The organism is Paenirhodobacter sp. YD-8 (assembly GCF_056590935.1).
On sequence record NZ_CM152649.1, the window covers coordinates 3,433,849 to 3,452,849 of the forward strand.

At 68.2% G+C, this 19,001-nt stretch carries 20 protein-coding genes; 16 read left to right on the top strand and 4 right to left on the bottom strand.

The genetic code is table 11. The features are described from left to right. Window positions 1-108 precede the first annotated feature (108 nt). The 3 genes from AC0QTQ_RS16645 to nhaD all read right to left on the bottom strand — a co-directional run bounded on the left by AC0QTQ_RS16645 (window position 109) and on the right by nhaD (window position 4,331). Complete coding sequence (locus AC0QTQ_RS16645; protein WP_480257495.1) at window positions 109-1,488, bottom strand: glutamine synthetase family protein; 1,380 nt, start codon at window positions 1,486-1,488, stop codon at window positions 109-111. A gap of 1 nt (window position 1,489) precedes the next feature. Continuing rightward, entirely contained in the window at window positions 1,490-2,860 is a 1,371-nt protein-coding gene (locus AC0QTQ_RS16650; RefSeq protein ID WP_480257496.1) for an aspartate aminotransferase family protein, read from the bottom strand. A gap of 142 nt (window positions 2,861-3,002) precedes the next feature. Continuing rightward, window positions 3,003-4,331 (bottom strand): sodium:proton antiporter NhaD, encoded by a 1,329-nt coding sequence (gene nhaD, locus AC0QTQ_RS16655; protein WP_480257497.1) that lies wholly within the window; start codon window positions 4,329-4,331, stop codon window positions 3,003-3,005. Window positions 4,332-4,742: 411 nt separating this feature from the next. Here nhaD and AC0QTQ_RS16660 point away from each other — a divergent pair, with 411 nt between their 5' ends. The 4 genes from AC0QTQ_RS16660 to AC0QTQ_RS16675 are packed head-to-tail and all read left to right on the top strand — an operon-like array spanning window position 4,743 to window position 9,663. After that, complete coding sequence (locus AC0QTQ_RS16660; RefSeq protein WP_480257498.1) at window positions 4,743-6,401, top strand: OpgD/OpgG family glucan biosynthesis protein; 1,659 nt, start codon at window positions 4,743-4,745, stop codon at window positions 6,399-6,401. Beyond that, complete coding sequence (locus tag AC0QTQ_RS16665; RefSeq protein ID WP_480257499.1) at window positions 6,398-6,613, top strand: hypothetical protein; 216 nt, start codon at window positions 6,398-6,400, stop codon at window positions 6,611-6,613. Before AC0QTQ_RS16660 ends, AC0QTQ_RS16665 begins: the two co-directional genes overlap by 4 nt. A 4-nt stretch (window positions 6,614-6,617) precedes the next feature. Continuing rightward, a complete protein-coding gene (gene mdoH / locus AC0QTQ_RS16670) occupies window positions 6,618-8,417 on the top strand; it encodes a glucans biosynthesis glucosyltransferase MdoH (protein ID WP_121533540.1) in 1,800 nt (599 codons plus the stop codon). Then, window positions 8,410-9,663 carry an OpgC family protein gene (locus AC0QTQ_RS16675; RefSeq protein WP_480257500.1) on the top strand — a complete coding sequence of 418 codons (1,254 nt, stop codon included), beginning with the start codon at window positions 8,410-8,412 and terminating at the stop codon, window positions 9,661-9,663. The genes mdoH and AC0QTQ_RS16675 overlap by 8 nt, the downstream gene beginning before the upstream one ends. Window positions 9,664-9,670: 7 nt before the next feature. On the opposite strand, the gene AC0QTQ_RS16680 is transcribed toward AC0QTQ_RS16675, so the two are convergent. Continuing rightward, window positions 9,671-10,573, bottom strand: coding sequence for a LysR family transcriptional regulator (locus AC0QTQ_RS16680; protein ID WP_121533544.1), 903 nt, complete (start codon window positions 10,571-10,573; stop codon window positions 9,671-9,673). A gap of 99 nt (window positions 10,574-10,672) precedes the next feature. On the opposite strand from AC0QTQ_RS16680, the gene AC0QTQ_RS16685 reads away from it, so the two are divergent. The 12 genes from AC0QTQ_RS16685 to AC0QTQ_RS16740 all read left to right on the top strand — a co-directional run bounded on the left by AC0QTQ_RS16685 (window position 10,673) and on the right by AC0QTQ_RS16740 (window position 19,001). Then, window positions 10,673-11,245, top strand: a complete 573-nt coding sequence (locus tag AC0QTQ_RS16685; RefSeq protein ID WP_480257501.1) for an FMN-dependent NADH-azoreductase — start codon at window positions 10,673-10,675, stop codon at window positions 11,243-11,245. A 256-nt stretch (window positions 11,246-11,501) separates the two neighbouring features. Further along, window positions 11,502-13,007, top strand: a complete 1,506-nt coding sequence (ffh, locus tag AC0QTQ_RS16690; protein WP_121533737.1) for a signal recognition particle protein — start codon at window positions 11,502-11,504, stop codon at window positions 13,005-13,007. Next, window positions 13,004-13,543 (top strand): GNAT family N-acetyltransferase, encoded by a 540-nt coding sequence (locus AC0QTQ_RS16695; protein WP_121533548.1) that lies wholly within the window; start codon window positions 13,004-13,006, stop codon window positions 13,541-13,543. Before ffh ends, AC0QTQ_RS16695 begins: the two co-directional genes overlap by 4 nt. Beyond that, window positions 13,540-13,836 carry a chorismate mutase gene (locus AC0QTQ_RS16700; RefSeq protein WP_121533550.1) on the top strand — a complete coding sequence of 99 codons (297 nt, stop codon included), beginning with the start codon at window positions 13,540-13,542 and terminating at the stop codon, window positions 13,834-13,836. The genes AC0QTQ_RS16695 and AC0QTQ_RS16700 overlap by 4 nt, the downstream gene beginning before the upstream one ends. Window positions 13,837-13,878: 42 nt before the next feature. Further along, window positions 13,879-14,232: a 30S ribosomal protein S16 gene (gene rpsP / locus AC0QTQ_RS16705; protein WP_121533552.1), complete on the top strand. Its 354-nt coding sequence runs from the start codon at window positions 13,879-13,881 to the stop codon at window positions 14,230-14,232. Between the two features lie 77 nt (window positions 14,233-14,309). After that, complete coding sequence (gene rimM, locus AC0QTQ_RS16710) at window positions 14,310-14,819, top strand: ribosome maturation factor RimM (protein WP_121533553.1); 510 nt, start codon at window positions 14,310-14,312, stop codon at window positions 14,817-14,819. Continuing rightward, window positions 14,816-15,637 carry a hypothetical protein gene (locus AC0QTQ_RS16715; RefSeq protein WP_480257502.1) on the top strand — a complete coding sequence of 274 codons (822 nt, stop codon included), beginning with the start codon at window positions 14,816-14,818 and terminating at the stop codon, window positions 15,635-15,637. Before rimM ends, AC0QTQ_RS16715 begins: the two co-directional genes overlap by 4 nt. Further along, on the top strand, window positions 15,634-16,548 hold the full coding sequence (gene trmD, locus AC0QTQ_RS16720; protein ID WP_480257503.1) for a tRNA (guanosine(37)-N1)-methyltransferase TrmD: 915 nt from the start codon (window positions 15,634-15,636) through the stop codon (window positions 16,546-16,548). The genes AC0QTQ_RS16715 and trmD overlap by 4 nt, the downstream gene beginning before the upstream one ends. Window positions 16,549-16,686: 138 nt before the next feature. Continuing rightward, window positions 16,687-17,106 (top strand): VOC family protein, encoded by a 420-nt coding sequence (locus AC0QTQ_RS16725; protein WP_480259245.1) that lies wholly within the window; start codon window positions 16,687-16,689, stop codon window positions 17,104-17,106. Window positions 17,107-17,402: 296 nt separating this feature from the next. Continuing rightward, the gene (rplS, locus tag AC0QTQ_RS16730; protein ID WP_113899894.1) at window positions 17,403-17,774 is read left to right on the top strand and encodes a 50S ribosomal protein L19; all 372 of its coding nucleotides are present in this window, start codon (window positions 17,403-17,405) and stop codon (window positions 17,772-17,774) included. An 11-nt stretch (window positions 17,775-17,785) separates the two neighbouring features. Beyond that, window positions 17,786-18,007, top strand: coding sequence for a 50S ribosomal protein L31 (gene rpmE / locus AC0QTQ_RS16735; RefSeq protein ID WP_121533559.1), 222 nt, complete (start codon window positions 17,786-17,788; stop codon window positions 18,005-18,007). Window positions 18,008-18,191: 184 nt separating this feature from the next. After that, window positions 18,192-19,001, top strand: a complete 810-nt coding sequence (locus AC0QTQ_RS16740) for a division plane positioning ATPase MipZ (protein WP_480257504.1) — start codon at window positions 18,192-18,194, stop codon at window positions 18,999-19,001.

Sequence of the window (19,001 nt, forward strand, 5' to 3'; positions counted from 1 at the left end):
TTCGTTTCACGAAGCCTCCCCCCGAGGTATTTGGAGCAAGATGAAATCCGTACCGTTCATCTTGCTCCAAATACCTCAGGGGGTCCGGGGGAGGATCCCCCGGCCTGCTCAGACGTTGTGCAGGTAGAGCGCGTAATCGACGTCGGCGATCCAGCGCGCGACACGGGCATGCTCGGCCGCCTTGATCGCGGTGAAGGTGCGGTGCATGTCCGCACCAAGTGCCTCCTTCAGGAACTCCGACGCCGTCGCCCGATCGATCGCCTCGCGCCAGTCACGCGGCATCGGCAGATCGTCGGCGCCCTCATAGCCATTGCCGGTGGTCTCGGGGCCCGGGTCGATGCGCTGCGCGAGGCCGTGGCGGATGCCCGCGAGGATCGTGGCGCCGACGAGATAGGGGCTGGCGTCGACGCCCGAGGGGCGGTGCTCGATCCGCCGCGCCCTGACCTCGCCCGCCGGGATGCGCAGCGCGACGGAGCGGTTGTTGACGCCCCACGACGGCGACACCGGGGCATAGCTCTGCCCGACGAAGCGGCGCCAGGAATTCGCATGCGGCGCGAAGACCAGCATCGACTCGCCCATCGTCTGGCGCAGCCCGCCAAGCGCGTGGCGGATGGTGTCGGTCCATTCGCCCTCGACCGCCTCGGCGAAGATGTTGCGCCCCGTGCCGTCCTGCAGCGAGACGTGGAAATGCATGCCCGAGCCCGCGTATTTCTCGACCGGCTTGGCCATGAAGCAGGCGGTGACCCCGTGCCGGCGCGCCTGCATCCGCACGATGCGCTTCAGCCGCACGAGGTCGTCGGCCGCCTGCATCACGTCGGTGCGGTAATCGAGCGTCAGCTCGTATTGCCCCGGCGCATATTCCGAGATCACCGTCTCGGCGCGGATCCCCATCGCCTCGGCGGCGCGGTAGATGTCGGAGAACAGCGGCTGCATCCCGTGCAGGTGGTCGACGGAATAGACCTCGGTCCAGTCCGAGCGGCGCCCGTCGAGCACCGCAGGCGCCGGCCGCACGCCCGCGCTCATGTCCGGGTCGAGCAGGAAGAATTCCAGCTCGAAGGCGCCGGCGGGGAACAGCCCCTCGCCCGCCATCGCCTCGACCTGACGCTTCAGGGCATGGCGCGGGTCAGAGCTCATCGGCACGCCGTCGAGCGAATACATGCTCATCAGCAGCTCGGCCCGCGGCGGCGTGGTGCCATGGAGCGGCTTCAGCGTGCCCGGGATCGGCCAGGCGCGCAGATCGCCATCGCCCTGATCCCAGATCAGGCCGGTCTCGTGCACATCCTCGCCGACGATGTCGAGCCCGAGGATCGAGATCGGCAGGTGACGGCCGTTGCGGTAGAGGCCAACCAGCTCGTGGCGGCGGATGATCTTGCCGCGGCCGATGCCGTTGGCGTCCGAAAGGACGATGTCGATCGCCTCGATCTCGGGATGGGCGGCGAGGAATTCCTCGGCTTCCTCGATGGAGGAGCCGGACGGGGAAAGGGTCATGTCAGGTCTCGAAAAGAAGGCCCAGCACCGCGCCGAAGGCCTCGACCAGGCGGTCGATCTGGGCCTCGGTGGTGACGGGCGAAATCAGCATCATGTTGTGGAACGGCGCGATCAGGCAGCCGCGGTTCAGAAGGCCCTGGTGGATCGCCGCCTCGAGCGCGGGGGCATGGGCGGCCTCGGCTTGCGTGCCGTTCAGCAGCGGCCCGGGGGCGCAGATGAACTCGACCCGCGCACCGACGCGCACCACATGCCAGGGGGCGCCGACGCGAGCGATGGCCTTCGTCAGTCCCGCGCTCAGTCGCGCGGCGCCCGCCTCCATCCGGGCATAGTTCTCGGCGGTCATCACCTCGGAAAGGGTGGCGACGAGGCAGGCGACCTGCATCGGGTTCGCCGACAGCGTGGTGCCCATGCCGGAATGGCCGGCGGGGCGGGTGGCGTCATAGGCGGCAAAGCGGCGCGCGACGGGTTCGGTCACGCCCCAGATCGCGGTGGGCATCCCCCCCGCCACGCATTTGCCGGTGACGAAGATGTCGGGCATCAGCCCGTGCACGCGGCTGTAACCGCCCCGCCCCGACGAGATCGTGTGCGTCTCGTCGATGATGAGGAGCGCGCCGTGGCGGGTGGCCAGATCGCGCAACCCGGCGTGGAACCCGGGCGCGGGCAGCACCATGCAGGAATTGGTCAGAACCGGCTCGGTCAGGATCGCGGCGACATCGCCCGCGGCCAGCGCCGCCTCGACCGAGGCGAGGTCGTTGAACTCGGCCACGGTGGCGACCTGCGTCAGATCCTCGACCTGACCGACAAGGCCCGGACGCGCCACGGTCCGGCCGCCCTCGAGCCGCACCATCGTGTCGTCGACCGTGCCGTGATAGCAGCCGTTGAACACCAGCACCTTCGGCCGCCCGGTGACGGCGCGGGCCAGGCGCAGGGCGAAGCGGTTCGCATCGGTCGCGGTCGTCGCGATCTGCCAGCGCATCGGGCCGAAGACCTCGCACAGACGCCGCCCGGCCTCGAGCGCCGCCTCGCTCGGCAGCATGGTGGTGAGGCCGCGATCGGCCTGCGCGCGGATCGCGCGGGCGACGGGGGAGGGCGAATGGCCGAACATCGAGCCGGTGTCACCAAGGCAGAAATCGTCGATCACATGGCCGTCGAGATCCTCGATCACCGCGCCCTCGGCACGCGCGACGAGCATCGGGAAGGGCTGCGGCCAGTCGCGCATCCAGTGCATCGGCACGCCGTCGAGAAAGGCCCCGGCGCCGGCCTCGAGCGCGGCGCGGCTGCGCGGGCGGGCCGCGGCATAGACCGCAGCCTCGGCCGCCGCGAAAGCGGCAATCCGTGCGGCGCCTGCCCCGCCGATGCGTTCATCCGTCATCTGGCCCCCTCCCGAAGATCGGCGCAGATCAGCACGCCGGATGTATCGCCGTCAACGCCCCGCGACGTGCCGTTCCGGCAGGCGATGTGCCAAAAGGAAAAGGCCCGGGCGCGCGGCCCGGGCCTTTTCGGAAAGCGTGCCGTCAGTGCGCGCGGGCGGCGACCGCGAAGAGATCGGCGTTCAGCAGCAGATGCGCCCCGATCGCGACCGCATAGCCAAGCGCGATCGCCCAGCTCCACTTGAGGTGGGTGGTGAAGGTGTAGATGCCACGCGCCTGCCCCATCAGCGCCACCCCCGCGGCCGAGCCGATCGACAGCAGCGAGCCGCCGACGCCGCAGGTGAGCGTGATCAGCAGCCACTGGCCATGCGTCATGTCCGGGTCCATCGTCAGCACTGCGAACATCAGCGGGATGTTGTCGATGATCGAGCTCATCACGCCGAGAATGGTGTTCGCCGCGGTCGGCCCGAGCCCGGTATAGAGCAGCCCCGACAGCATATCGAGATAGCCCAGAACGCCCAGACCGCCGACGGCGAAGATGATGCCGAAGAAGAACAGCAGCGTGTCCCACTCGAGCTGCTCGAACTGCTTGAAGGCATCGAGCACCAGCTCCTCGTGCGGGCGGCGGCGGGTGATCTTGCGGGTCAGGAAATAGCTGTAGATCTGCATGTAGCCGAGACCCAGCATCATGCCCAGTGCCGGCGGCAGGGCGAGGAAGTTCTTGAAGCAGATCGCGGTGACGATGGTCGCGAAGAACAGGAACACCACCATGCCCGCGCCCGGCTTCGGATGCGCCGTGCCATGCACGTCGGCCGGCATCTCGTTCGGGATCACGAAGGACATGATCAGCGCCGGCACCAGCCAGTTCAGCAGCGACGGGATCAGCAGGTCGAAGAACTCGAAGAACTCGATCACGCCCTTTTGCCAGACCATCAGCGTGGTGATGTCGCCGAAGGGGGTGAAGGCGCCGCCCGCATTCGCCGCGACGACGAGCGAGACGAAGGAGGTGGAGACGAATTTCGGATGGCCCTTGCCCACCGCCATCACCACCGCGCCCATGACCAGCGCCGTGGTCAGGTTGTCGAGCACGCCCGACAGGAAGAAGGCGATGACGCCGGTGATCCAGAACAGCTTGCGATAGGTCAGCCCGAGACTGACGAGCTTGGCCCGCAGCACATCGAAGACGCGCCGCTCCTCCATCGTGTTCACATAGGTGATGGCGACAAGGAGGAAGAGGAAGAGCTCGCCATATTCCTCGACGATTTCGATTGCCTTCTCATGCGCGACGCCGGTGAGCCCCGCCCGCATGTAGGCGATGCCGATCAGCATCCAGATCAGGCCGGCCGCCAGCATCACCGGCTTTGACTTGCGCATGTGGGTCGCTTCTTCCGTGATCACCAGCGCATAGGCGCCGATGAAGATCAGGATCGAGGCAATGCCGATCACGCTGCCCGTAAGGTCCAGGCTTTCCATACCGAGAGTTCTCCAGTCCCTGTTTCGGCAGGATTTACCCCCGCGCAGGCGCCGGAAACAAGTGCAAACGCGCCCCCGCACAGCCCCGCCCGGGAGCGACCGCGCGCACGCCCCGGGCCGGGGGCGGACGACTCACCCTGTCGGCCGCCGCGCCGGAACATGGCCGCGCGGGCCCCGGCGCAGCCCGGCGAAATCCCTGCGCACATGCAGAATGCGCAACAACCTGCCGGTTCCAGCGCGGTCTGAGCAACAATGCGCTGAGCCTCTGCGGCAGCGGCGCCGCACCCGCGACTTTGACGACTGTGTGACGCAATGCTCTCTTGCAAGTCTATGGGCACTATGCCTAAGGAATTGGCAACGAGGCTGCCCTAGGGTGGCCTCAAGAACTATCTGAGATACCTTGGAAAATAGATGCCTGCCCGCCGCGTTCAAAGACAAGCCTTTGTGACCCGCCGCCACCTGCTCGGAACCCTGTCGGCAGGGGCCGTTCTGGCCTGCGGGGGCGGTTTCGCACGCCCGGCGATGGCCCAGGACGCGGCCCCGGCGACCGAGCCCGTTCCGGCGCCCGCGCCCGAGGTTCCGGTCGAACCCGCCGCACCGCAGCAGGCGCCGTTCAGCTTCGACAGCCTGACCGAGGAGATGCGCGCGGCGACGGCCAAGCCCGACCAGCCGCAGCAGCTTCCCGACAGCTTCCTGTCGCAGCTGACCTATGACGATTACCGGCTGATCCGCTTCAACCCCGACCGCGCCCGTTTCGCCGATGTCGAGGAGACGCGGTTCCAGCTGCATGCCTTCCACATGGGCTGGCTGTTCAAGGAGCCGGTGCTGCTCTACGAGGTCTCGGGCGACCAGGCCCGGCTGATGGGCTTCGACACCGACGACTTCATCTATGAACGCGAGGCCCGCACCCATGTGCCCGAGCACACCGTGCTTCCGGGCGTCGCCGGCTTCCGCCTGCACACGCCGCTGAACCGCCCCGACGTCTTCGACGAGCTGGTGGCCTTCCAGGGCGCCTCCTATTTCCGCTCGCTCGGCCGCGGCTCGGCCTATGGGCTCTCGGCGCGCGGGCTGGCGGTGAACACCGGCATGTCGATCGCCGAGGAATTCCCGCGCTTCACCCGGTTCTGGATCCAGCGCCCCGAATCGGGCAGCGGCACGATCACCGTCTGGGCCGCGATGGAGAGCGCCTCGCTCACCGGCGCCTACCAGTTCGTCATCACCCCCGGCGAGGAAACGGTGATGGAGGTCACGGCGCGGCTGTTCCTGCGCAACGACGTCGAGCAGCTGGGCGTTGCGCCGCTGACCTCGATGTTCCTGTTTGCCGAGCGCAACCGGGCCGCCTTCGACGATTTCCGTCCGAATGTGCATGACAGCGACGGGCTGGGCATCACCCGCGCCGACGGCGACACCCTGTGGCGGCCGCTCGCCAACCCGCCGCGGCTTGCCTCGAGCTACTTCTCGGAAACCGCGCCGAAAAGCTTCGGCCTCTATCAGCGCGACCGGAATTTCGATCATTATCAGGATGCTGCGGCCCTTTACGAGCGCCGCCCCTCGTGCATGGTCGAGCCGCTGGGCGACTGGGGCAAGGGCGCCGTGCGGCTGGTCGAGATCCCCTCGGATCTCGAGGTCAATGACAACATCGTCGCCTTCTGGGTGCCCGAGGCGCCGGCGAAGGCGGGCGATGCGCTCGAATACCGCTACCGGCTGCGTTGGGGCGATCTCGATCCGGTGGACAGCACGCTGGCCCGCGTCTTCGAGACCCGCGCCGGCGCCGGTGGCGTCTCGGGCGTTCCGAATACCGATGGCACCCGCAAGTTCGTCATCGACTTTGTCGGCGGTCTGCTGGAAAATCTCCCGGCGGAGGCGGTCGACAAGCTGAAGGTCGTCGCCTCGGTCTCGAAGGGGGAGATCGTGACGCAGGTGCTGCAACGCATTCCCGAGGACGGGATCTGGCGGCTCGTCCTCGACATCAAGGCGCCCTCGGGCGCCACCGTGGAACTTTCCGCCCATATCGCGGGTTATGGCCGCAAGCTGACCGAAACCTGGCTCTATCAATGGATCAAGGCATGACCGCACTTCTCGAACCGCAAGCGGCCCGTTCCTCCGTTTCCGCCGAGGCGCTCTCCCCGGCAGAGCTCGTCGCAGGCCCCTGTGCCCTGCCCAACGCCCCCCTCGCAATGCCGATGCAGGTCATCGAGCCGCGCGTGGGTCTGCTGCGGAGGCTTCTTTCAGGGCTGATCCCGCATCACCCCGCGGCGCCGTCGGCGGGCGCCGGCCTCTGACAAAATGAACCGCACAAGCATCTCGCGCGCGGGGCTCTATGCCCTGCGCTCGCTGGCCGTGGGCCTCAGCCTCGTCGCGGGGCTGGGGGCTTTCGTGCTGTTCCTGCAGTTCGGCGATGCCGACGGGCTCGACACGCTCGACATCCTGCGCGCGCTGCTGATCCTGATCTCGACGCTGTGGCTTGCCTGGGGCGCGATCCAGGCGCTGATCGGGCTGACCTCCTTCTCGCATCCGCCCGCCTATGATCCGGCCGCGCCAATCCGTGGCCGCACCGTGATCCTGATGCCGGTCTACAACGAGGACCCGCTCGCCACCTTCTCGCGCGTGGCCGCGATGGAGACCTCGCTGCGCGAGACCGGCGATCCGGCACAGATCCATTTCGCGATCCTCTCCGACACCCGCAACGAGACCATCGCCCGGCGCGAGCTGGTGCTGTTCAAGCATCTGGTCGAGGACCGCAACGGCATGGGCCGCTTCTTCTATCGCCGGCGCGAGAACAACGTCGGCAAGAAGGCCGGCAATATCGAGGATTTCATCACCCGGTCGGGCGGCGCCTATGACTATGCGGTGATCCTCGACGCCGACAGCCTGATGGAAGGCACGACGATCCTGTCGATGATCCGGCGGATGGAGGCAGAGGAGCGTCTCGGCCTGCTGCAGACCCTGCCGAAGGTGATCCGGGCCCGCTCGCGCTTTGGCCGTGCGATGCAGTTCTCGGCCTCGTTCTTCTCGCCGATCTTCGCGCGCGGCCTTGCGATGATGCAGGGCGAGACCGGCCCGTTCTGGGGCCACAACGCGATCGTGCGCGTGCGCGCCTTTGCCGAAAGCTGCGGCCTGCCGGCGCTGCGCGGCAAGCCGCCCTTCGGCGGCCATGTGATGAGCCACGACTATGTCGAGGCGGCGATGCTGGCGCGTGCGGGCTGGATCGTGCGGCTTGACGACGACCTTGGCGGCAGCTTCGAGGAAGGCCCCGAGAACATCGTCGACCACGCCAAGCGCGACCGGCGCTGGTGCCAGGGCAACCTGCAGCACTCGCGCATCATCGGCGCGCCGGGGCTGCGGGCCTGGTCGCGCTTCGTCTTCGCGCAGGGCATCATGGCCTATATCGCGCCGCTGTTCTGGCTGGGCTTCATCCTCGCCTCGATCGCCGCGCCGATCCTTGCCCCGCCGCCCGACTACTTCCCGATCCCCTACTGGCCCTTCCCCTATTTCCCGCCGTCCGAGGCCTCGAAGGCGATCTCGCTTGCGATCGGCATCTTCGGCCTGCTGCTGCTGCCGAAGATCCTGATCGCCACCCGCGCCGCCTTCACCGGCCGCGCGAACGGTTTCGGCGGCGCGCGCCTCGCCTTCCTGTCGACGCTGGGCGAGCTGGCCTTCTCCTCGCTCACCGCGCCGGTGCTGCTGATGTATGCGACGCGCTCGGTGTTCCAGGTGCTGCTGGGCCGCGATGGCGGCTGGCCCACCAACAACCGCGGTGACGGCACGCTGACGCTTGGCGAGAGCTTTGCCGCCTCGCACTGGATCGTCACCATCGGCGCCGTCGGCCTGGCCGCCACCTGGGCCTTCGCGCCCGGGCTGCTCCTGTGGCTGCTGCCGGTGGGCGTGCCGATGATCTTCGCCCCGGCGCTGCTGCGCTGGTCCTCGCTGCCCTCGACCGGGCGGCTGATGGGCGTGCCCACCGAATATGCGCCGGCTCCGGTGATGGTGCTGCACGACCAGATCCTCGAGCGCTGGACCGCCGCGCTCGTCCCAGAAGACGCGTCCACTGCCCCGGCCGTGGCGCCGGAGAAGACCCATGCCTGACATGTCCCCCGCTGCGGGGTCGGCGCTGCCCGTGGGCGCGCGCGACCCCCGTCTTGATTTCTTCCGCGGGCTCAGCCTGCTGATGATCTACATCAACCACGTGCCGGGCACGGTGTACGAGAACTTCACCTCGCGCAACTTCGGCCTGTCCGACGCCGCCGAGGGCTTCGTCTTCATGTCGGGCTGCGCCGCTGCGCTGGCCTATGGGCCGAAGATGAAGCATGGGCTGAACTGGGCCTCGGTGCGCAAGGGCTGGGGCCGGTCCTGGACGCTCTATCTCACCCACATGTTCACCACGATCTGGGCGATCGCCATCGTCTCGGGCGCGGCGCTGTGGTTCGGCAGCTCGGTGATGCTGGAACAGCAGGGCTATCAGGTGATGGGCAGCGATCCGCTGGCCTTCATGATCGGCATCGCCTCGCTTGGCCATCAGCTTGGCTACGTCAACATCCTGCCGATGTATGCGGTGCTGATGCTGGGCGCGCCCTTCCTGATCCGGCTCGGCCAGCGCAGCCCGATCGGCCTGCTTGCCGCCAGCGTCGGGTTCTGGGCCTTCACCGGGATGACGCATTTCGACCTGCCGAACTTCCCGCAGGAGGGGGGGTGGTTCTTCAACCCCTTCGCCTGGCAGATGATTTTCTCCTTCGGCATCCTCACCGGGCTGGCGCTGCGTCACGGTCGCCGCTTCGCGCCGCTGAAGGGCTGGCTGATCTGGGTCGCCGCGATCTGGGTGGCGTTCTGCGTCGTCTGGGTGAAGTCGGAGACGATCAAGACCGGCATTGGCGAGTATGTGCACCACCTGCGCGACCTCGGCGCGCCGTTCTTCCTGGTCGAGTTCGACAAGACCTATGTCTCGCTGCCGCGGTTCGCGCATTTCATCGCGCTCGCCTATCTGCTGTCGCTGCCCTGGGGCGTGCCGCGCTTTGCCGCCTCGAAGGCGATGGCACCGGTGCGGCTGCTCGGCCGGCACGGGCTGCAGGTCTTTGCCGCCAGCACCGTGCTCGCGATCTTCTCGCAGGCGGTGAAGCAGGTGCACCCGGCGGGCTTCGGCCAGGACAGCGTGCTGATCCTCGGCGGGCTCGCGCTGCTCTGGGCCTTCGCCTGGATCCGGGACCGGATCCGGCAGTCCGACAAGGCGATCGCCGCGGCCCAGCATGCCCGTCATGCCGCGCCCCACGCGCCGCGCGCCGCCGGCGCCGCCGCCACGACCGAGGGCAAGCCGCATTTCGCCGCGGCCGCCCGCTGATTGCAGATCAGTCCTGCGGCGCGTCCATCGCGCCGCAGCTCGCCGCCACGGTCTTCAGCGCCTTCAGAACCGCCTGCACCTTCGGCGTGCGGTGCAGGTCGACATGGGTCACCAGCCACAGCGACGATTCCCACTCCGGGATCGGCGCGATCACCTCGATCACCCGCGGATCGCGCCGCGCCTCGATCACCGGCAGGAAGCCCAGCCCGATGCCGTCGCGCACCGCCGCCGCCTGGCTTTCCGGATCGTTCGCCATGAACACCACCGAATCTGCCGGCTGGTTCGCGGCAAGCCAGCGGAAGAACGGCGCCCGGCTCTCGCGGTTCTCGGCGCCGACGAAGCGGTGCCCGGCAAGGTCGTCGATCGACGCGGGCCGGCCCATCCGCTTCAGGTAATCCTCGGAGGCATAGAGCGCGACGCGGTTCACGCCGAGCGGCTGCACCACGTTGTCGGGCTCGGTCGGGCGACCGCCGGCGCGGATCGCCACATGCGCCTCGCCATACTCCAGACGGAACACCCGCTGATCGGTCAGATAGCGCAGCCGCAGCCCCGGATGGTCGATCATCAGCTGCGCAAGCGCCGGCAGCACGATCCCGGTCAGCGTCGGCAGCGAGGTGATGATGAGCTCGCCCGAGACCTCCTCCCCTGCCCCGGCGATGCGCGCCGCCAGCTGCGAGAACTGGTCCTCGGTCGCCTGGCCCACGGCCAGCAGCTGCAGCCCCGCCTCGGTCGGCGTATAGCCGCGCGGATGGCGCTGGAACAGCTTCGTCCCGAGACGCTCCTCGAGCGCATCGACATGGCGGATCACCGTCGCATGGTGCACGCCCAGCACCTCGGCTGCACCCGATACGGTGCCCACCCGCGCGACCTGATAGGCCGTCCGGATCTCGTCCCAATTGTCGAAATTCATCTGTTCACCCGCGAACACTCATTGCGCAATCATGACAATTGAGTTCACGGGCGCAAGGGCATTTCTTTGCCGCAACAGCAAACACCCGGAGTCCTCCTCATGACCAAGACCCTGCTTCTCGAAACCTCCATCAAGGGGCCGATGTCGGTCTCGCACAAGATCGCCCAGAAAGTGATCGCCAAGGTCGGCGGCGACGTGACCGTGCGCGACTGCACCACGATCCCGGCGATCGACGGCACCTGGATCGGCGCCGCCTACACCCCGGCCGAGAACCGCACCGACGAGCAGAAGGCCGCGCTTGCCCTCTCCGACGCGCTGATCGCGGAACTGAAGGCCGCCGACACCGTCGTCATCGGCTGCGGCGTCTACAACTTCGGCGTCACCGGCCCGCTCAAGCACTGGATCGACATGGTCTGCCGCGTCGGCGAGACCTTCCGCTACACCGAAGCCGGCCCCGAGGGCCTGGCCGGTGCCAAGCGCGTGATCGTGGCCTATTCCTCGGGCGGCGTGCCGGCCGGTTCGAGCTATGACTTCGCCACCCCCTACATCAAGCAGGTTCTCGGCTTCATCGGCATCACCGACGTGACTGTCGTCGCCGCCGAAGGCGTGGCCGTCGACGAGGCCGCGGCGCTGGCCCGTGCCGACGCGCAGATCGCGACGCTCGCCGCCTGATCCGGTCGCCGCGCCCTGCCCGGCTTCGTGCTCTGCGCGGGATCGGGACGCGGTGGACCTGCCGGTTCTCCCAACCGGCTCGAGGCCCCTCGGTTGACTCCGGGGGGCTTTTCGCCTAAAAGGCCCCAGATTCCCCGGAGGCAGATTCCTCCGGTCCCCGCATGAGGCGGGGATCGCCACCAGTCAGCGCGTTGCGCCCACTGGTGCGCTTGTCGTTTGTCGTGCCGGCCTGCCGGTGCCCCGCATGGAGGTGGCCATGTTCGAGAATCTCTCCGAGCGCCTTGGCGGCGTCTTCGAGCGCCTGACGAAACAGGGCGCGCTCTCGGCCGACGACGTGCGCACCGCGCTGCGCGAGGTCCGCACCGCGCTGCTCGAGGCCGACGTGTCGCTGCCGGTGGTGCGCGACTTCGTCAAGCGCGTCGAGGGCAAGGCCACCGGCGCCGCGGTGACGAAATCGGTCACCCCCGGCCAGCAGGTGGTGAAGATCGTCCATGACGAGATCATCGCCATGCTGTCGGGCGAGGGCCCGGCCGATGCGCTGAAGATCGACAACCCGCCCGCGCCGATCCTGATGGTCGGTCTGCAGGGCTCGGGCAAGACCACCACCACCGCGAAACTCGCCCGCCGCCTGAAGGAGCGCGAGAAGAAGCGCGTGCTGATGGCCTCGCTCGACATCTACCGCCCGGCGGCAATGGAGCAGCTCGCCATCCTCGGCACCCAGATCGGCGTCGACACGCTGCCGATCGTGCAGGGCGAAAGCGCCGTGCAGATCGCCAAGCGCGCCAAGCAGCAGGCGACGCTCGGTGGCTATGACGTCTACCTGCTCGACACCGCGGGCCGCCTGCACATCGACGAAGTCCTGATGGGCGAGGTCCAGCAGGTCCGCGACGCGGTTTCCCCGCGCGAGACCCTGCTTGTCGTCGACGGTCTGACCGGTCAGGTCGCGGTCGAGGTCGCGCAGGAGTTCGAGGACAAGGTCGGCATCTCCGGCGTCGTGCTGACCCGGATGGACGGCGACGGCCGCGGCGGTGCGGCGCTCAGCATGCGCGCGGTGACCGGCAAGCCCATTCGCTTCGTCGGCCTCGGCGAGAAGATGGACGCGCTCGAGACCTTCGAGGCCGAGCGCATCGCCGGCCGCATCCTTGGCATGGGTGACATCGTCGCGCTCGTCGAGAAGGCCCAGGAGGTCTTCGAGAAGGAGCAGGCCGAACGCATGATGAAGCGGTTCCAGAAGGGCCTCTTCAACATGAACGACATGAAGTCCCAGCTCGAGCAGATGCTGAAGATGGGCGGCATGCAGGGCGTGATGCAGATGATGCCGGGCATGGGCAAGATGGCGAAGCAGGCCGAGGAAGCCGGCTTCTCCGACCGCGCCATCCGCCGCCAGATCGCGCTGATCAGCGCCATGACCAAGCAGGAACGCGCCCATCCCGAGATGCTGCAGGCCAGCCGCAAGAAGCGCATCGCCGCCGGCGCCGGCCTTGACGTGGCCGAGCTGAACCGGCTGCTGAAGATGCACCGGCAGATGGCCGACACGATGAAGAAGCTCGGCAAGATGGGCAAGGGCGGCATGCTGAAGCAGGCGATGGCCGCGATGCAGGGCAAGATGGGCGGGCTTCCCGACGCCGGCGACATGGACCCGGCGAAGATGGAAGAGGCGGCGAAGGCGCTTGGCCAGATGAAAGGCCTGCCGTCGATGCCGGGGCTTGGCGGCATGGGCCTGCCGGGCAGCCTGTCCGGGCTGATGGGCAAGAAGAAATGACGATCCTGCTCGACATCCCGGTGATCGAGACCGAGCGTCTGGTGCTGCGCGCGCCGGGCACGGACGACCTGCCCGCGATGTATGATTTCTACGATTCCGAACGCTCGCGCTTCGTCGGCGGCCCCTGCTCGCACGAGCAGGCCTGGCGCTCGCTCGCGATGGAGATCGGGCACTGGGCGCTGCGCGGCTATGGCCGCTGGAGCGTGGTCGAGAAGGCAAGCGGCGAGATCGTCGGCATGGTCGGCATCTTCAACCCAGAAGGCTGGTTCGGCCCGGAAATCGGCTGGGATCTCTACACCGGCTTCGAGGGCCGCGGCTATGCGACCGAGGCCGGCCGCGCCGCCCGCGCCTATGCCTATGACACCCTCGGCATGTCGAGCGTGGTCAGCCTGACGCGGCTGGCGAACGAACAGTCGGCGCGCGTGGCGCAGCGCCTTGGCGCGGTGCTCGAGGGCACCTTCCAGCACGAGCGCCACGGCATGATGAACGTCTGGCGCCACCCCTCGGCCGCCCAGCTGAAGGAGATGGCCGCATGACCGACGCCATCACCCGCGCCGCCGAGCTATTGAAGGAGCATCGCGCCTCGATCGACCGGCTCGACGCGATCCTCGTCTTCACCCTGGCCGAGCGGTTCAAGCACACGCAATCGGTGGGCCGGCTGAAGGCCGAGCACGCGCTCCCCCCCGCCGATCCCGCGCGCGAGGCGCAGCAGATCGCGCGGCTCGAAATGTTGGCGAAAGAGGCCGATCTCGACCCCGAATTCGCCAAGAAGTTCCTGAACTTCGTGATCTCGGAAGTGATCCGGCATCACGAGCAATTCCAGAAATGACGGGCATCTGCCCGCCCCCAGCCATCTGAAGGAGAGACACCCATGGCTATGAAGATCCGGCTCGCCCGCGGCGGCTCGAAGAAGCGTCCGCACTACGCGATCGTCGCCACCGACTCGCGCATGCCGCGTGACGGCCGCTTCCTCGAGAAGCTCGGCACCTACAACCCGCTGCTCGCCAAGGACAGCGAAGACCGCGTCAAGATGGACATGGAACGCGTGCAGTACTGGCTCGCCCAGGGCGCCCAGCCGACCGACCGTGTGGCCCGCTTCCTGGAAGCCGCCGGCGTCGTCGCGAAGACCGAGCGCAAGAACATGAAGAAGGCCGTCCCCGGCGCCAAGGCGACCAAGCGCGCCGAAGAGAAGGCCGCCAAGGCTGCCGCTCCGGCCGAAGAATAATCTGGCCCAAGGCCCGATTTCGGCTAAGACAGGCGGGCCGGGCAGCGATGCCCGGCCCGTTGCACAAGGAGCCCCCGATGACGAAAGAGGATCGCGTCTGTGTCGGCGCCATCGCCGGAGCCTTTGGCGTGAAGGGCGAAGCGCGGCTGAAGAGCTTTTGCTCCACCCCCGAGGACATCGCCACCTACGGGCCGCTCTGGCTCGAGGACGGCACGCGCAGCTTCACGGTCAAGCTGACGCGCCCGGTGACGGGCGGGCTGGGGGCGCGGCTGGCGGGGCTGGCGACCAAGGAAGAGGTCGACGCGCTGAAGGGCGCGACGCTCTGGGCCGACCGCGACCGCCTGCCCTCGCTGCCCGATGACGAGTTCTACCACACCGACCTGATCGGCCTGCCGGTCTTCGACGCGGGCGGGGTGCAGATCGGCAAGGTCCGTGCGGTGCAGAACTTCGGCGCCGGCGACATCCTCGAGATCTTCGCGCCGGGGCGCAAGACGACGCTGATGCTGCCCTTCACCCGCGCGGTGGTGCCCACCGTCGATCTCAAGGCCGGACGGATCATCGCCGACCCGCCCGAGGATCTGGAATGACGCGACTGATCGTCCATCCGGGCTTTCACAAGACCGCAACGACGACCGTGCAGACCCAGCTGGCCGAAGCCCGCGCGACGCTGTCGCCCGACTGGGTGGTGCTGTTGCGCGACGACCTGCTGGATGCGCCGGCCGCGGCACGGGCCTATTGCGGTCCGCGCTCGCCGCTGGATCTTGGCCTGTTTCAGGCCGCGATGGCCGATGTGCTGGAGGCCCAGACCGGCGCGCCCGGGGTGGTGATCTCCTGCGAGGGGCTGTGCGGCCATATGCCCGGCCGCCCCGGGATCGAGGATTATTCCGCCGCGCCGGCGCTGATGGCGGCCCTTGCCACGACTGCGCGCAAGATCTTCGGTGCCAGCCTCGATCTGCAATTCTATCTCTCGACCCGGTCGGCGCGGCCCTGGCTGGAAAGCGTGCATTGGCAGCATGTGCGCAGCGGCACGCTCACCGAGGAATGCGCAGACTTCTGCGCCCGGATGGCCGGGGCGGCGGTACTCGACGGGATCGTCGCCGGGATTGCCGACGCGGCTTCGGCCCCGGTTCAGGCGGTGCCGATCGAGGTCTCGACGCAGATGGCACAGGGCCCGATCACGCCCCTGCTCGACCTCATGGGCCTGCCCGAGCCCGCCCGCAGCGGGTTCCGGGCGCAAGACCGGCGCAACAGCCGCCCCCGGCGTGCCGACCCGGCGAAACTGGCGAACCGCCTCGCCCAGATCAACCGCCGCTTCCCCCCGGAAGAGGCGCGCAAGCGCAAGGCGGCCGCGCTTGCCCCGGCCCCGAAGCCGGCCCAGACGACGGCATCGAAGGACACCCCATGAGCGACGAAACCGACGTCCCCGAGACCCCGCCCGCCCCCCGCCGCGTCGGCAAGGGCGCCGAGAAATACTCGACAAGCTATCTGGCCGAGGCCGAGGTGCCGGCGGATGCCCCCACCCGCGCGATCGGCCGGCGCCATGTCGTCACCTCGCTCACCGGCGGCAAGCTGCGCCCGCGCGACCTGATGGAAGAGCAGGCCGAACCCGCCGCCGGCTGGCGCGCCAAGGTCGTCACCCTCTTCCCCGAGGCCTTCCCGGGCGTTCTGGGCCTCAGCCTGACCGGCAAGGCGATGACCGAGCGGCTGTGGTCGCTTGAAACCATCGATCTGCGCCCCTTCGGCATCGGCAAGCACCGCAACGTCGACGACACACCGGCAGGTGGCGGCGCGGGCATGGTGCTGCGGGCCGATGTGGTGGCGGCGGCGCTTGACACCGCGGCGGCGGGCACGCCTGCGGACCGCGAGAAATGGCCGGTGATCTTCATGAGCCCGCGCGGCAAGCCCTTCACCCAGGCCGACGCGCGCCGTTTCGCCGTGGCCGAGGGGATGACCATCCTGTGCGGCCGCTTCGAGGGCGTCGACGAGCGGGTGCTGGAACATTACGCCATCGAGGAGGTCTCGATCGGCGATTTCGTCCTCACCGGCGGCGAGCTGGCGGCGCAGGTGATCCTTGATGCCATCGTGCGGCTGCGCCCGGGGGTTCTGGGCAATGCCGAAAGCGCGGTCGAGGAAAGCCATTCGAACGGGCTGCTGGAGCATCCGCAATACACCCGCCCGGCCGAATGGGAGGGCCGCGCGATCCCCGAGGTGCTGACCTCGGGCAATCACAAGAAGATCGCCGAGTGGCGGCGCGCGCAGAGCGAGGCGCTGACTAGGGCGCGGCGGCCCGACCTGTGGGAGAAGTTCGGCAAGTGATGCCACACGGCGCGCGCGGGACAGGCCGCGCGGGGGCTCTGCCCCGCCGAGGCAATGCCTCGGCCCCCGAGGTCTTTGGGGCAAGATGAATGGGGGGCGTGCGCGCCCGATTTCCAGAGGGAGGACAGCATGAGCCCCATTCGATTGCAGCGCGGCCGGCTTTTCGATCACGTCCAGCTTGTGGTCCGCGACCTTGCGGCGAGTGCCGAGTTCTACAGGGCGGTTCTGGGCGAGCTCGGGATTGCGGTGACCGACACCGGCGCGGGCTGTTTCTTCGCCGATGAGCTGGTGCTGTCGGCGCTCGACAGTCCGACCGCCTCGGGCGTTCTGACCGGGCGCCAGCACCTGGCCTTCCAGGCGAAGGACCGCGCCACCGTCGACGCCTTCCACCGCACAGCCCTCGCCCATGGCGGGCGCGACAACGGCGCCCCCGGGCTGCGCGCCTACCATCCGGGGTATTATGCGGCCTTCGTCCTTGATCCCGATGGCAACAACATCGAGGCAGTGTATCAGGGCGAGGCGAAGCGCAGCGCGCCATCTGTGGTGATCGAGATCTGAGGCGGCAGTGGTCGCGAAACCCGGACGGGACGCGCCCCCTGCCCCACTTCCCCCTTGATCCGTTGGCCGTTTGACCGTATGACGCGCCGGTCCGGACCGGAATCGGCCCACGGACCCTTTGCCCGTTGCCTGCGGCCGCCTTCTTCGGTGGCTGCGTGGGGCGCCGGGGGGAGGCTGAAAAAGACGAACGATCCTCCGGCGGGCGCGCCTTTCCAAAGGCCCGGACCCGATCGAAGACCGGAGCTCTCGGGCGCGACATCTTTGCGGGATTACCGCAAGCAATGAAAGGACATGCGATGAACCTGATCGCGCAACTCGAGGCGGAACAGATCGCCGCCCTCGGCAAGACCATTCCGGATTTCAAGGCCGGCGACACCGTTCGCGTCGGCTTCAAGGTGACCGAAGGCACCCGCACCCGCGTGCAGATGTACGAAGGCGTCTGCATCGCGCGCAAGGGCGGTTCGACCCTCGCGGCCTCGTTCACCGTGCGCAAGATCTCCTTCGGCGAAGGCGTCGAGCGCGTGTTCCCGCTCTATTCGACCAACATCGACTCGATCGAGGTCGTCCGTCGCGGCCGCGTGCGTCGTGCGAAGCTCTACTACCTGCGTGACCGTCGCGGCAAATCGGCCCGTATCGCCGAAGACACCACCTACAAAGCCAAGGCCTGAGGAGCGGACCGATGAAAGCCGAAATCCATCCCGAATACCACTTCATCACCGTCAAGATGACCGACGGCACCGAGTATCAGACCCGGTCGACCTGGGGCAAGGAAGGCGAAGTCATGTCGCTCGACATCGACCCGACCTCGCACCCGGCCTGGACCGGCGGCAACGCCCGTCTGATGGACACCGGTGGCCGCGTGTCGAAGTTCAAGAACAAGTACGCCGGCCTGGGCTTCTGAGCCCCGCCGCCGCGGAAACCGGAAAGGGCGCCCGTCGGGCGCCCTTTTTCATGGCCCCGGCCCGGGCAGCGGCGCCACGGCCCGGCACATTCGCCAACATCCCCTTGCGCCAGGGCGGAACCTTGGTTAGCCCGATTCTGACAATCAGCGCCCTGCCAGGCGCGTCAGAACCCGGGGGAAGAACGTGGCGCATATCATTGTGACCGGAAACGAGAAGGGCGGTTCCGGCAAGTCGACCACCTGCATGCATGTCGCCACGGCGCTGTGCCGGATGGGGCACCGGGTCGGGGCGCTCGATCTCGACATCCGCCAGCGCAGCTTCGGCCGCTATGTCGAGAACCGCCGCGCCTTCCTCGCCCGCGAGGGGCTCGATCTGCCCACCCCCGATTACCGCGAGCTGCCCGACATCGAGTCCGAAAGCCTCGCCCCCGGCGAGAACCCCTATGACCACCGCCTGTCGGCCGCGGTGGCCGAGCTGGAAGCCGATTGCGATTTCATCCTGATCGACTGCCCCGGCTCGCACACCCGGCTGAGCCAGGTGGCGCATTCGCTTGCCGACACGCTGATCACGCCGCTCAACGACAGCTTCATCGACTTCGACCTTCTGGCGCGGATCGACCCCGAGACCTCGAAGGTCCTCGGCCCCTCGATCTATTCGGAAATGGTCTGGTCGGCGCGGCAGCTGCGCGCGCGCGCCGGGCTGAAGCCGATCGACTGGATCGTGCTGCGCAACCGCGTCGGCGCGCAGCAGATGCACAACAAGCGCAAGGTGGGTGCGGCGCTCGAACAGCTGTCGAAGCGCATCGGCTTCCGCGTGGCACCGGGCTTTTCCGAGCGCGTGATCTTCCGCGAGCTGTTCCCGCGCGGGCTTACCCTGCTGGATCTGCGCGACCTCGGCGTCGAGAACCTGAACATCTCGAACGTGGCGGCGCGGCAGGAACTGCGCGAGCTGATGAAGGAGCTGCGGCTGCCCGGGGTCGAGGTCGACTTCTGA

Excerpts from the sequence above, each read along its gene's own strand:
- rplS (WP_113899894.1), top strand. The coding sequence starts at position 17,403 with ATGAACCTGATCGCGCAACTCGAGGCGGAACAGATCGCCGCCCTCGGC.
- AC0QTQ_RS16665 (WP_480257499.1), top strand. The coding sequence starts at position 6,398 with ATGACCGCACTTCTCGAACCGCAAGCGGCCCGTTCCTCCGTTTCCGCC.
- AC0QTQ_RS16645 (WP_480257495.1), bottom strand. The coding sequence starts at position 1,488 with ATGACCCTTTCCCCGTCCGGCTCCTCCATCGAGGAAGCCGAGGAATTC.
- nhaD (WP_480257497.1), bottom strand. The coding sequence starts at position 4,331 with ATGGAAAGCCTGGACCTTACGGGCAGCGTGATCGGCATTGCCTCGATC.
- rpmE (WP_121533559.1), top strand. The coding sequence starts at position 17,786 with ATGAAAGCCGAAATCCATCCCGAATACCACTTCATCACCGTCAAGATG.
- AC0QTQ_RS16695 (WP_121533548.1), top strand. The coding sequence starts at position 13,004 with ATGACGATCCTGCTCGACATCCCGGTGATCGAGACCGAGCGTCTGGTG.
- AC0QTQ_RS16680 (WP_121533544.1), bottom strand. The coding sequence starts at position 10,573 with ATGAATTTCGACAATTGGGACGAGATCCGGACGGCCTATCAGGTCGCG.
- rimM (WP_121533553.1), top strand. The coding sequence starts at position 14,310 with ATGACGAAAGAGGATCGCGTCTGTGTCGGCGCCATCGCCGGAGCCTTT.
- AC0QTQ_RS16715 (WP_480257502.1), top strand. The coding sequence starts at position 14,816 with ATGACGCGACTGATCGTCCATCCGGGCTTTCACAAGACCGCAACGACG.
- AC0QTQ_RS16660 (WP_480257498.1), top strand. The coding sequence starts at position 4,743 with ATGCCTGCCCGCCGCGTTCAAAGACAAGCCTTTGTGACCCGCCGCCAC.
- AC0QTQ_RS16700 (WP_121533550.1), top strand. The coding sequence starts at position 13,540 with ATGACCGACGCCATCACCCGCGCCGCCGAGCTATTGAAGGAGCATCGC.
- AC0QTQ_RS16685 (WP_480257501.1), top strand. The coding sequence starts at position 10,673 with ATGACCAAGACCCTGCTTCTCGAAACCTCCATCAAGGGGCCGATGTCG.
- mdoH (WP_121533540.1), top strand. The coding sequence starts at position 6,618 with ATGAACCGCACAAGCATCTCGCGCGCGGGGCTCTATGCCCTGCGCTCG.
- ffh (WP_121533737.1), top strand. The coding sequence starts at position 11,502 with ATGTTCGAGAATCTCTCCGAGCGCCTTGGCGGCGTCTTCGAGCGCCTG.
- AC0QTQ_RS16650 (WP_480257496.1), bottom strand. The coding sequence starts at position 2,860 with ATGACGGATGAACGCATCGGCGGGGCAGGCGCCGCACGGATTGCCGCT.
- AC0QTQ_RS16675 (WP_480257500.1), top strand. The coding sequence starts at position 8,410 with ATGCCTGACATGTCCCCCGCTGCGGGGTCGGCGCTGCCCGTGGGCGCG.
- trmD (WP_480257503.1), top strand. The coding sequence starts at position 15,634 with ATGAGCGACGAAACCGACGTCCCCGAGACCCCGCCCGCCCCCCGCCGC.
- rpsP (WP_121533552.1), top strand. The coding sequence starts at position 13,879 with ATGGCTATGAAGATCCGGCTCGCCCGCGGCGGCTCGAAGAAGCGTCCG.